Here is a 12042-nt window from a genome sequence, read left to right as displayed (position 1 = left end):
TTATCAGGAGTTTGTGCTACAAAAAAGGCTACTAGAGACGAGCCAGTAGCCTAATACAATTTTTTCACCTTCATTATATCACAAGGGGAGTCTTTTTGCGCTCTTTTGAGTTTTCGTATAAGAAATCAATAGACAAAGTCTTGATTTCGTAGTCCCAGCCCCGCGAGGATGATTAGGAGCTTTTTGGAGTCTAAAAGACGAACAAAAAGTTCAATCAGCTACCGCGTCAAATTATGATTGATAATAAAAAGTGAGGTCGGGATCTTTTTGTCCCAACCTCTTTTTAGGTGACTAGCATTTTTTTGACCTAGTTTTTTCTTATTTACCCAAACAAAACTGGCTGAACAACTGTGTAATGAGTTCATCTGGAGCAGCATCACCAGTGATTTCCCCAAGGATTTCCCAAGTACGGGTTAAATCAACTTGAAGTAAATCAACTGGCATCCCCAGCTCAAGACCTTCGTTAACAGCTTGTAAGCTTTCTACTGCCTTTTCAATTAAGGAAATGTGACGGGCATTAGACAGGTAAGTAGCATCTTGTTCGACCAAGCCAGCATTTTCAAAGAAGAGGTTGTTAATCCGTTCTTCAATCTTATCAATGTTTTGATTTTTGAGGACCGAAATACGGATGACATCTTCAGGAAGTTCCTGAGTTTCAATAGCCTCAGGTAGGTCAGTTTTGTTCAGTAGGATGATACGGTTGGTATCTTGGCTGATTTCAAGAAGTTGTCGGTCTTGGGCAGTTAGAGGTTCACTGGCGTTTAAGACAAGTAGTACCAAGTCAGCTTCCTTGAGAGCTTTTTTGGAGCGCTCGACACCGATTTGCTCGACGATATCATCTGTTTCACGAATACCAGCAGTATCAATCAATTTCAGTGGCACACCGTTGATGTTGACGTATTCTTCGATGACATCTCGGGTAGTACCTGCAATATCCGTTACAATAGCCTTGTCTTCACGTAGGAGGTTGTTGAGTAGGCTGGATTTTCCAACGTTGGGGCGACCAATGATAGCCGTTGAAATCCCTTCGCGTAGGATTTTACCGCGACGAGCTGTTCTAAGGAGATTGGTTAGTAATTGCTCAAATTCCAATGTTTTCTCTCGGACAACAGCAGTAGTGGCTTCTTCAACATCGTCGTACTCTGGGTAGTCGATATTGACTTCGACTTGTGCCAGTGTATTGAGAATTTCCTGACGAGTATTGTTAATGAGGTCAGATAAAGAACCGTCTAGTTGTTTGACTGCAATATTCATGGCCTTGTCTGTCTTGGCACGGATGATATCCATAACAGCCTCGGCCTGAGTCAAGTCTACACGACCGTTAAGGAAGGCACGCTTAGTAAATTCACCAGGCTCTGCCATACGAGCCCCTTCACGGATAGCTAATTGAAGGATTTCATTAGTTACGGCGATCCCACCGTGGGTATTGATTTCGATGATATCCTCACGAGTGAAGGTCTTTGGAGACTTCATAGCTCCCACCATAACCTCATCCATGACCTTACCAGTTTGAGGGTCAACGATATGACCGTAGTTAAGAGTGTGGCTAGCAACCTTGCTCAAGTCCTTGCCTTTAAAGATTTTCTGGGCGATAGCAAAGCTATCTGTTCCGCTTAAACGAACAATCCCAATAGCCCCTTCACCTAGTGGAGTGGAGATTGCTGCAATGGTATCAAATTCCCGTGTAATCATTTCAATTCCTTTATAGTTTATTTGTTTGTATAGACTAATATCTCTTAAAATTGTAACAAAATATAGTGTTTTATTCAACGAATGGCACTTATAAAGAAAAGCCTAAGCAGATTGCTTAAGCTTTATTTAGTGCGCATTTCACCTTGTGGGAAATAGGTTCCTTCAGGCATATCGTTGATAATGACATGAACAGCAGACTGAGGTGCTCCAGTGTTACGAACAACGGCTTCCGTTACTTCCTTGGCTAGGGCTTTCTTTTGCTCTAACGTGCGTCCTTCAAATAAATCGATGCGTACAAATGGCATAATTGCGTCCTCCACTAGTTATTTGATTTCTTCTATTTTACCACAATTTGCCATTTAAAGCTTTGAGAAAATATGGTATACTAGAATGTAGCAAAAATTTAGAAATGGACGTGAAATAGAAGCATGGCACAGTTGTATTATCGTTATGGGACCATGAACTCAGGCAAGACGATTGAGATTCTCAAGGTAGCCTATAACTATGAAGAGCAAGGAAAGGGAGTTGTGATTATGACTTCGGCTCTGGATACGCGTGACGGTGTTGGCTATGTTTCAAGTCGAATTGGGATGAAGAGACCTGCAGTTGCTATTGAGGAAACAACGGATATCTTTGGATTTATCCGAGATTTACCTGAAAAGCCTTACTGTGTACTTGTTGATGAAGCCCAGTTTTTAAAGCGTCACCATGTTTACGACCTAGCTCGTGTTGTGGACGAGTTAGATATACCTGTCATGGCATTTGGTTTAAAAAATGACTTTCGTAATGAACTATTCGAAGGTTCAAAATATCTTCTGCTCTTAGCAGATAAGATTGACGAAATCAAGACCATTTGCCAGTATTGCAAGAAAAAAGCGACCATGGTCTTGCGCACGCAGGACGGATTGCCAGTCTATGATGGTGAGCAGATCCAGATAGGTGGCAATGAAACCTATATCTCGGTTTGCCGTAAACATTATTTTGCCCCTGAAATCAATAAGGAGAATAAGAAAAAATGAACATCTATGATCAACTACAAGCTGTAGAAGACCGTTATGAAGAGTTGGGAGAATTGCTGAGCGACCCTGATGTGGTCTCTGATACCAAGCGTTTCATGGAGCTTTCAAAAGAGGAAGCTTCTACTCGTGATACTGTAACTGCCTACCGCGAATACAAACAAGTCCTTCAAAATATCATTGATGCCGAAGAGATGATTAAAGAATCAGGCGGAGATGCTGACTTGGAAGAAATGGCCAAGCAAGAATTGAAAGATGCTAAGGCTGAAAAAGAAGAGTACGAAGAAAAACTGAAGATTTTGCTTCTTCCTAAAGATCCAAACGATGACAAAAATATCATCCTTGAAATACGTGGAGCTGCAGGTGGTGATGAAGCAGCCCTCTTTGCTGGCGACTTGTTAACTATGTACCAAAAATATGCTGAAGCCCAGGGCTGGCGCTTTGAAGTCATGGAAGCATCTATGAATGGTGTCGGTGGTTTCAAGGAAGTGGTTGCCATGGTATCAGGCCAGTCTGTTTACTCTAAACTTAAGTACGAATCAGGTGCCCACCGTGTACAGCGTGTCCCTGTGACAGAAAGCCAAGGACGTGTTCATACCTCAACAGCAACTGTCCTTGTCATGCCTGAAGTCGAAGAAGTAGAATACGATATTGATCCAAAAGATCTTCGTGTGGATATCTACCACGCATCTGGTGCTGGTGGACAGAACGTCAACAAGGTTGCGACTGCTGTTCGTATTGTTCACTTGCCAACCAATATCAAGGTTGAGATGCAGGAAGAACGTACCCAGCAGAAAAACCGTGAGAAGGCTATGAAGATTATTCGTGCGCGTGTTGCTGACCACTTTGCACAGATTGCCCAAGACGAGCAGGACGCAGAGCGTAAGTCTACTATCGGTACTGGTGACCGTTCAGAACGTATCCGTACTTATAACTTCCCACAAAACCGTGTGACAGACCACCGTATCGGCTTAACCCTTCAAAAACTAGATACTATTTTGTCTGGTAAACTAGATGAAGTTGTGGATGCCTTGGTTCTTTACGATCAAACGCAAAAATTGGAAGAATTAAACAAATAATGAAACTAGCTCAAATTTTTAAAGATTTTGAGGAAAAGTTGATAGCACAGGGAGAGGAAGCAGAAAGCCTCTCCTTTGTCTATCGTAGCCAGAAAAATCTATCTTTTACAGACTTCGTCTTTGCTCTTCAGCATGAAGCTTCAGAGGAGGAAAGCAAGTTTGTAGAGGAGATTTACACGAAACTAGCAAATCATATACCTGCCCAGTACATTATCGGTCATGCTGAATTCTTTGAGATGCAGTTAAAAGTAGATGAGCGGGTCTTGATTCCTCGACCAGAGACAGAAGAGTTGGTGGAACTCGTTTTGGCTGAGAATTCAAAGGAAAACCTCAAAGTTCTGGATATCGGAACAGGAAGCGGAGCCATTGCTCTTGCCTTAGCTAAAAATAGACTAGATTGGACAATCACAGCTGCCGATATTTCTCAGGATGCTTTGGATTTGGCGATGGAAAACGCTAATAATCAAGGTCTATCATTATCATTTATTAAATCTGATTGTTTTTCCGAAATTTCTTCAAAATATGATATAATTGTATCCAATCCACCATACATATCTCGAGTAGATGAGTCAGAAGTAGGTTTGAATGTTCTCCATTCAGAGCCACATTTAGCCCTCTTTGCAGATGAGGATGGTCTAGCAATCTATCGCAGAATTGCGGAAGAATCAAAGGACTATCTAAATGATGGTGGTAAGATTTATCTTGAAATTGGCTACAAACAAGGTCAAAGTGTTCCAGCTCTTTTCAAGGAAAATTTTCCCGAGAAGCGAGTTCGAACTCTGAAAGACCAATTTGGCCAAGATAGGATGGTTGTCATTGATGATGGAGAAAATTAAGAAAGAGCTTGAAAAAGGTGGAGCTGTAGTTTTGCCAACAGAGACTGTTTATGGTCTCTTTGCAAAAGCTTTGGATAAAAAGGCTGTTGACCATGTTTATCAGCTTAAATGTCGTCCAAGAGACAAGGCACTCAATCTCAATGTTGCTAGTCTAGACGATATCTTGAACTTTTCTAAGAATCAGCCACCTTATCTCCAAAAACTGGTTGAAAGTTTTTTGCCAGGACCTTTGACCATTATCTTAGAAGCTAATGACAAGGTTCCTTACTGGGTCAATTCAGATTTGACGACTGTTGGATTTCGCATGCCGAGTCATCCTGTAACTCTGGAGTTGATTCGTGAATTTGGCCCCTTAATCGGACCTTCTGCCAATATCTCAGGTCAATCAAGTGGAGTAAATTTTCACAAGATTCTTCATGATTTTGACCAAGAGGTCTTGGGACTCGAAGACGATGCTTTTTTAACAGGTCAGGATTCGACTATTTTAGACCTATCTGGCGATAAGGTGAAGATTCTACGTCAAGGAGCGATTACACGAGAAGATATCCTTGCCAAGATACCAACAATTCCTTTTGAGGAGGTATGAAATGCTACGTGATTTGAAAACAACAGATGTTGCATCTATTTGTGAGATTAATAAAGAAGCTTTAGGCTATTCGTTTAGTTTAGAGGAAACGGCTAGTCAACTAGCTAAGTTATCTCAAGACTCACATCACTACCTACTGGGTTTCGAGGATTCGACCAGCCATGACTTACTTGGTTATGTCCATGCCGAGGTTTATGAATCCCTTTATTCAAAACCAGGTTTTAATATTCTAGCTTTAGCTGTTTTGCCTCAAACACAAGGTCAGGGTATCGGAAAAACTTTGCTCCAAGGATTGGAACAAGAAGCAAAAAAACGAGGCTATAACTTCATTCGCTTAAATTCTGCAGACCATCGTCTGGGTGCCCATGCATTTTACGAAAAAGTTGGTTATACTTGTGATAAAGTGCAGAAACGGTTTATTCGCATCTTTTAGTATATTTTCTTAAACTAAAGGACCAGTCACACTATAAAGGAGAAGACCTATGATTTTTGACAAAGACGATTTTAAAGCATACGATGCTGATCTCTGGAATGCTATTGCCAAAGAAGAGGAACGCCAACAAAACAATATTGAGCTAATCGCGTCTGAAAATGTCGTTTCTAAAGCAGTTATGGCGGCTCAAGGGTCTATCTTGACCAATAAATACGCCGAAGGTTACCCAGGACGTCGTTATTACGGTGGTACGGATGTAGTTGATATCGTTGAAAGTCTGGCTATTGAACGTGCAAAAGAAATTTTCGGTGCTAAATTCGCCAATGTCCAACCTCACTCAGGAAGTCAAGCCAACTGTGCAGCGTACATGGCTTTGGTTGAGCCAGGTGATACGGTAATGGGAATGGATTTGGCAGCAGGTGGTCACTTGACCCACGGAGCTCCTGTAAGCTTCTCTGGTCAAACCTACAACTTTGTTTCTTATAGTGTGGATCCTGAAACGGAACTTTTGGACTTTGATGCTATCTTGAAACAAGCCCAAGAAGTAAAACCAAAATTAATCGTAGCAGGAGCTTCAGCTTATTCTCAAATTATTGATTTTTCAAAATTCCGTGAAATTGCAGATGCTGTTGGTGCTAAACTTATGGTCGATATGGCGCACATTGCTGGCTTGGTTGCTGCAGGTCTTCACCCAAGTCCAGTGCCTTATGCACATATTACAACTACAACGACCCACAAAACCCTTCGTGGACCACGTGGTGGTTTGATTTTGACTAATGACGAAGACCTTGCTAAGAAGATTAATTCTGCTATTTTCCCAGGTATTCAAGGTGGGCCATTAGAGCACGTTGTTGCTGCTAAGGCTGTTGCCTTCAAAGAGGTATTGGACCCAGCCTTCAAGGAATATGCAGCAAATGTTATTAAGAACAGCAAGGCTATGGCAGAAGTCTTCTTGCAAGACCCTGATTTCCGTATTATCTCTGGTGGTACTGAAAATCACCTCTTCCTAGTGGATGTAACCAAGGTTGTAGAAAATGGGAAAGTTGCTCAAAACTTGCTAGATGAGGTCAATATTACCCTAAATAAAAACTCAATTCCATACGAAACTTTGTCACCATTTAAGACAAGTGGTATTCGTATCGGTGCAGCAGCAACAACTGCACGTGGTTTTGGTGAAGAAGAAAGTAGTAAAGTGGCTGAGCTTATCATTAAAGCCCTTAAAAATGCAGAAAATGAAGCTGTCTTAGAAGAAGTGAGAAGCGAAGTCAAAGCCTTGACAGATGCCTTCCCATTGTATGAGGACTAATACTATTATGGACATTTATATTAAGAAAGCCATTATCCATCAGTTCAGCCCTGATGACACAGAGTTGTTTCTAGCGGATAAATTTCTCAATATCACTCCAAAAATCGAAGAATACCTACGTAAGAAAATCGAACGTGTGTATTCAGATGAAGCCAAGACTGGGATTTTCGAAGAAGAAAATCCCTTCTTCAATCACATCACAGACGATTTATTGGAGACATCGGTGACGCTAGCAAACCTATGGAAAGAGGAATTCAGCATTTCTGAAAATCTCAAAACCAACGACTTGATTTTTGTGCAGTTTTCTAAAGAAGGAGTAGAGCATTTTGCTTTTCTACGTATTGCCCTACGTGAGACCTTGACCCACCTCGGTGGAGAGGTTGATAATCCAATCAAGCTAACTCAAAACAATCTTCCTGGATTTGGTACAGGGGCTGACGAGGCCTTGGTTGTCAATCTTCAAAGCCGAAAATATCACCTGATTGAGAAACGAATCAAGTATAACGGAACTTTTTTGAACTATTTTTCTGAGAATCTGATTCAGGCTCAGCCTAAGATTTCACCTAAGAAGTCAATCAAGGAACTGGAAAAAACAGCTCAGAGAATTGCTGAAACTTTCAACACAGACGATTTCCAGTTTCAATCCAAGGTCAAGTCTGCTATTTTCAACAACCTTGAAGAAAGCAATGAATTGTCTCCTGAAAAATTGGCAAATGACCTTTTTGACAACAATCTCACTGCACGTCTTAGCTTTATTGACCAAGTCAAGGAATCAGTGCCAGAGCCAGTTCAGTTTGATGAAATCGATGCCAGTCGTCAATTAAAGAAATTTGAAAACCAAAAGCTTTCTCTGTCAAATGGGATTGAGTTAATCGTACCCAATAATATTTACCAAGATGCTGAGTCGGTCGAATTTATCCAAAATGACAATGGTACCTACTCTATCTTAATCAAAAACATCGAGGATATACAAAGCAAATAATGTTTAAATTTATAAGAAGGGTCTTGGTACTTGTTCTTATCTTATTTACTGGTTATAAACTTTTTCATATGTATCGGGATGTGAAGCAGGTCATGACCTATCAATCCTTGGTACGAGAGGTTTTAAGTGAGCAAGATACGCCAGCAAATGAAGAACTAGTCCTGGCCATGATTTATACCGAAACCAAAGGTAAAGAAAGTGACGTGATGCAGTCAAGTGAGTCTGCTAGCGGAACTACAAATACGATTTCTGACAATAGGAGTAGTATTCGTCAGGGAATTCAAACCTTGACAGAGAATCTTTATTTAGCTCAAGAAAAGGGTGTAGATGTTTGGACTGCTGTACAGGCCTATAACTTTGGGCCTGCATATATTGATTTTATCGCCCAAAATGGGAAAGAAAATACCCTTGCACTAGCCAAGAAATACTCAAGAGATACCGTTGCGCCAACTTTAGGAAATACAACTGGAAAAACCTATCGCTACGTCAATCCAATTTCCATCTTTCAAGGTGGAGAACTCTATGTGGATGGTGGAAACTATTATTACTCTAGACAGGTTCAACTAAATCTCTATATTATTAAATTTTTTAATCTATTTTAAGCACTCAAACACACTATTAAATTATAGGAAAACGACAAGATCTAGTCTCAATAAGTACTAGATCTTTTTATTATGAAAATAGTTTAAATATCTAAAAATAACTAATACGACACTTTCTTACAAAATTCCTATAATTCGAACGTTAATTCACAAAATGATTATATGTTTATTTGAAATATTAGAATTTCATTTGGTTTTAGATTGTTATCACTGATTTAATACAAAAAAAGCGAATAATATATCTTGGAATAGAGAGAAATACTTGAAATTCAAAGTAATAGTGATATAATGATTGTAACGAATAATTAGATTGGGGATTAATAATGAAAAATTATTTTAGTGAACGGCAACGTTTTTCCTTACGGAAGTATAGTTTTGGTTTGGCTTCTGTATTATTGGGTACGGCCTTCTTTTTGAGTGGGCAGGTTGCAAGTGCTGATGAAACACCTATTTTAGATAGAGTAGCTGTTGCTGAAGCAAGTGATCAACAAACGGTTGCTAGTGATCAGCAATCTATTCCCACTAAAAAAACGGTTGATGAAGAGGCAGTAGAGACCACTTTTTCTGAAGCAAGTGCAGGTATTCAAGAATCTCAAAAAACAACCAACAATTCAGAAAATAGCAAATTAAATGATCAAATTTCAAAAGTAGATGAAGAAACTACTCCTGAAAATAAAGTAGATGTACAGAAGACGGAAACTTTAGATTCAGCTACTAGTGTTCAAAATGAGGAATCTAAAAACTCCTATAAAAAATCTGATAACTCCTCTGAGCTTAAAGGTGACTACACAGAAAATAAAGTATCAGATTCTCGTCTAAATCGTAGCCGAAGAGCTATCTCGGAAAATGGATGGTCTTCACATGAAATAGATCCAAAAGATTTAAGTTTTAAAGCTGTGAATATTCCAGTAATCTCAGGTCAATATGTCACGAGAGATGATATTAATGGAATTAAAATTGAAACAGACATGTTTGATATTCCTTGGACCTACAATTATGTCATCGTTTCGAAGAGTAGTAATGGTGGAGAAGCGAGACATCGCATCATAAATATTTATTACAAGAATCTAGGAACGATTAGTTTTGTAGATTCTGACGGCAATTCAATCTCTGGAGTAACGACTAGTAAAGTCTTTAAAAATACAAATAATACTTTTACTTCTGATGATGGTACTCCTGTCCCAGATCCATCGGATGCTGCTATTACTGAACTTCCAAAACTTCCAGCAGGTTATCGTCTTAAAACTGTTGATGGTGATCCTACAAAAGTAGAAGCCTATATTGACCGTCAGACAAGTGACACTATCTATGATTATAGTGAAATTCACACCAATGAGGTTATTGATCCAGATTCTCTAACTCCAGATGAATTGGATGAATCTTTGAAGAAGTATCCTGCTCCAAAGATTAGTAGTGAAACGTGGTCTTTGAACAAAAAAGAAACAGTTACTCTCATTCGTCAACCTGATGGAACCTATGCTCTAGACCCTTCTATTGCTGGTAATGGAGGGAACCAATTTGCTCCGGGAACACGCTATCGTTTTGTTATTGAAAAAGATTCTAGTCAGATTCAACAAGCAACCAGTCAAACTGTAACCTATACTGGTGCAGAAACTAACCCACCACAGAATCTTCAAAATGACTTTACTTTTACAGGCGAAGAAAATAGTCAAACACATGACAAAACATGGAAAAAAACATCGCATACTTATGGGGAAGTTTTAACTCCAGTCGTTACAGGTTATTATGCAGATAAAACTAGTGCAGGTAAAAAGACTGTTACACCAGACCAACCGCATGCAACTGATACTGTAACTTATAAAAAGTTAGGTAAAATTATCCAAGTAGACGAAGCCGGAAATGTTATTCCAGGTTCAGTATCTAAGACTTATGAAAATAATCCAGTTGATCCGACCCAAGCAGCAGAAACTAAAATTCCTGATGCTCCAGCTGGATACAAAATTAAGGAAGAACAACCTCAAGCTTGGGGTTACAATATAGTTGATAAAACGATTGAACCAAATGATGAAAGTGATCCAGATCGTATTTCACGAGATACTCCAATCATCTACGTACCAATCGTAAATGATGTGACAAAACCAACTAAACAAACGGTAACCTTTGAAGGTGCGGGTGTAGATACTCCAACTACTAATGTTCAAGATAGCTTTACGTTCACAGGTAAGCATAATCCAACAACAAATACAACAACATGGAACGAATTTAGTCATACGTATGGGAAATTGATTGTTCCAGTTGTAGACGGTTACTACTCAGATAAGACAGAAGCTGGCTCTAAGACAGTAACTCCGGATCAACCAGAAGTAACAGATCACGTTGTATATAAACCATTAGGAAAAATTATCCAAGTAGATGAAGCGGGAAATGTTATTCCAGGTTCAGTATCTAGAACCTATGAAAATAATCCAGTAGATCCAACTCAAGCAGCAGAAACGAAAATCCCTGATGCTCCAGCTGGATATAAGATTAGGGAAAATCAACCACAAGCTTGGGGTTATAATATTGTTGATAAAACGATTGAGCCAAATGACGAGAGTGATCCAGACCGTATTTCACGTGACACCCCAATCGTCTACGTTCCAATCGTGGATAAAGTCACAAAACCAACCAAACAAACGGTAACCTTTGAGGGAGCAGGCACAGCTACGCCAGCTCCAGATGTTCAAAGTGACTTCACATTTACTGGTAAGCAAAAACAGGCAGATGGTACGATCGCATGGGATCAACCAAGCCATACATACGGTAAGGTTATTGTTCCAGTTGTAGAAGGATTCTATTCAGATAAGGCAGAAGCTGGATCTAAAGTTGTAACTCCAGATCAACCAGAAGTAACAGACCATGTTATCTACAAACCACTTGGAAGCTTGGTGCCAAAATCTGACGATCCAAAATTCCCATCAACTCCAAAAGTGAAGTATCCAAATGATCCGACAGATCCAACCAAACCAAGTAAACCAATTGTGCCAAATGTCCCAGGCTACAAACCATACTTGCCAGATCCAAACGATCCAACGAAACCAGATACAGATAAACCAGTAGAACCAGGTAAGGAGCTACCAAACCTTCCAACCAACCCAGGTGATGATACTCCAATCATCTACGTTCCAATCGTAAATGATGTGACAAAACCAACTAAACAAACCGTAACCTTTGAAGGTGCGGGTGTAGATACTCCAACTCCTAATGTTCAAAGTGACTTCACATTTACTGGTAAGCAAAAACAGGCAGATGGTACAATCACATGGGATCAAACAAGCCATACATACGGTAAGGTTATTGTCCCAGTTGTAGATGGATACTACTCTGATAAGACAGAAGCTGGATCTAAAGTAGTGACTCCAGATCAACCAGAAGTAACAGATCATGTTATCTACAAACCACTTGGAAGCTTGGTGCCAAAATCTGACGATCCAAAATTCCCATCAACTCCAAATGTGAAGTATCCGAATGATCCGACAGATCCAACTAAGCCAACTAAGCCAATTGTGC

11 protein-coding genes are annotated in these 12042 nt (G+C 39.8%); 9 read left to right on the top strand and 2 right to left on the bottom strand.

What is annotated here, in order from left to right; translation table 11 throughout:
• Positions 1 to 318: 318 nt before the first annotated feature.
• Together mnmE and PCY08_RS09810 are read right to left on the bottom strand one after the other, a co-directional pair.
• Positions 319 to 1692, bottom strand: a complete 1374-nt coding sequence (gene mnmE / locus PCY08_RS09815) for a tRNA uridine-5-carboxymethylaminomethyl(34) synthesis GTPase MnmE (RefSeq protein ID WP_301560217.1) — start codon at positions 1690 to 1692, stop codon at positions 319 to 321.
• Between the two features lie 122 nt (positions 1693 to 1814).
• The gene (locus tag PCY08_RS09810) at positions 1815 to 1997 is read right to left on the bottom strand and encodes a 4-oxalocrotonate tautomerase (RefSeq protein WP_001117401.1); all 183 of its coding nucleotides are present in this window, start codon (positions 1995 to 1997) and stop codon (positions 1815 to 1817) included.
• 123 nt (positions 1998 to 2120) lie between these two features.
• Here PCY08_RS09810 and PCY08_RS09805 point away from each other — a divergent pair, with 123 nt between their 5' ends.
• From PCY08_RS09805 to PCY08_RS09765, 9 genes are all read left to right on the top strand, one after another.
• Positions 2121 to 2711 carry a thymidine kinase gene (locus PCY08_RS09805; RefSeq protein WP_045763021.1) on the top strand — a complete coding sequence of 197 codons (591 nt, stop codon included), beginning with the start codon at positions 2121 to 2123 and terminating at the stop codon, positions 2709 to 2711.
• The gene (prfA, locus tag PCY08_RS09800) at positions 2708 to 3787 is read left to right on the top strand and encodes a peptide chain release factor 1 (protein WP_001028810.1); all 1080 of its coding nucleotides are present in this window, start codon (positions 2708 to 2710) and stop codon (positions 3785 to 3787) included. The genes PCY08_RS09805 and prfA overlap by 4 nt, the downstream gene beginning before the upstream one ends.
• A complete protein-coding gene (gene prmC / locus PCY08_RS09795) occupies positions 3787 to 4623 on the top strand; it encodes a peptide chain release factor N(5)-glutamine methyltransferase (protein ID WP_045763020.1) in 837 nt (278 codons plus the stop codon). Before prfA ends, prmC begins: the two co-directional genes overlap by 1 nt.
• Complete coding sequence (locus PCY08_RS09790) at positions 4607 to 5209, top strand: L-threonylcarbamoyladenylate synthase (RefSeq protein ID WP_301560216.1); 603 nt, start codon at positions 4607 to 4609, stop codon at positions 5207 to 5209. Before prmC ends, PCY08_RS09790 begins: the two co-directional genes overlap by 17 nt.
• A 1-nt stretch (position 5210) precedes the next feature.
• Entirely contained in the window at positions 5211 to 5642 is a 432-nt protein-coding gene (locus PCY08_RS09785) for a GNAT family N-acetyltransferase (protein ID WP_045763018.1), read from the top strand.
• Between the two features lie 49 nt (positions 5643 to 5691).
• Positions 5692 to 6948 (top strand): serine hydroxymethyltransferase, encoded by a 1257-nt coding sequence (gene glyA, locus PCY08_RS09780; RefSeq protein WP_301560215.1) that lies wholly within the window; start codon positions 5692 to 5694, stop codon positions 6946 to 6948.
• 7 nt (positions 6949 to 6955) lie between these two features.
• Positions 6956 to 7930, top strand: a complete 975-nt coding sequence (locus PCY08_RS09775) for a nucleoid-associated protein (RefSeq protein WP_301560214.1) — start codon at positions 6956 to 6958, stop codon at positions 7928 to 7930.
• Positions 7930 to 8532, top strand: a complete 603-nt coding sequence (locus PCY08_RS09770; RefSeq protein ID WP_223141039.1) for a lysozyme family protein — start codon at positions 7930 to 7932, stop codon at positions 8530 to 8532. The genes PCY08_RS09775 and PCY08_RS09770 overlap by 1 nt, the downstream gene beginning before the upstream one ends.
• A gap of 323 nt (positions 8533 to 8855) precedes the next feature.
• Positions 8856 to 12042, top strand: a 3187-nt coding sequence (locus PCY08_RS09765) for a YSIRK-type signal peptide-containing protein (RefSeq protein ID WP_301560213.1), incomplete at its 3' end; no start/stop codon positions are given.

Origin of the sequence: Streptococcus sp. SO4, assembly GCF_030440055.1 — a bacterium.
GTDB lineage: Bacteria > Bacillota > Bacilli > Lactobacillales > Streptococcaceae > Streptococcus > Streptococcus nidrosiense.
This window is presented reverse-complemented; position numbering and strand designations above follow the sequence as displayed.

What these genes read in the sequence shown, in the direction of transcription:
- PCY08_RS09805 (WP_045763021.1), top strand. Translation starts at nt 2,121, where the DNA reads ATGGCACAGTTGTATTATCGTTATGGGACCATGAACTCAGGCAAGACG.
- prfA (WP_001028810.1), top strand. Translation starts at nt 2,708, where the DNA reads ATGAACATCTATGATCAACTACAAGCTGTAGAAGACCGTTATGAAGAG.
- glyA (WP_301560215.1), top strand. Translation starts at nt 5,692, where the DNA reads ATGATTTTTGACAAAGACGATTTTAAAGCATACGATGCTGATCTCTGG.
- prmC (WP_045763020.1), top strand. Translation starts at nt 3,787, where the DNA reads ATGAAACTAGCTCAAATTTTTAAAGATTTTGAGGAAAAGTTGATAGCA.
- PCY08_RS09770 (WP_223141039.1), top strand. Translation starts at nt 7,930, where the DNA reads ATGTTTAAATTTATAAGAAGGGTCTTGGTACTTGTTCTTATCTTATTT.
- PCY08_RS09775 (WP_301560214.1), top strand. Translation starts at nt 6,956, where the DNA reads ATGGACATTTATATTAAGAAAGCCATTATCCATCAGTTCAGCCCTGAT.
- PCY08_RS09810 (WP_001117401.1), bottom strand. Translation starts at nt 1,997, where the DNA reads ATGCCATTTGTACGCATCGATTTATTTGAAGGACGCACGTTAGAGCAA.
- PCY08_RS09790 (WP_301560216.1), top strand. Translation starts at nt 4,607, where the DNA reads ATGATGGAGAAAATTAAGAAAGAGCTTGAAAAAGGTGGAGCTGTAGTT.
- PCY08_RS09785 (WP_045763018.1), top strand. Translation starts at nt 5,211, where the DNA reads ATGCTACGTGATTTGAAAACAACAGATGTTGCATCTATTTGTGAGATT.
- mnmE (WP_301560217.1), bottom strand. Translation starts at nt 1,692, where the DNA reads ATGATTACACGGGAATTTGATACCATTGCAGCAATCTCCACTCCACTA.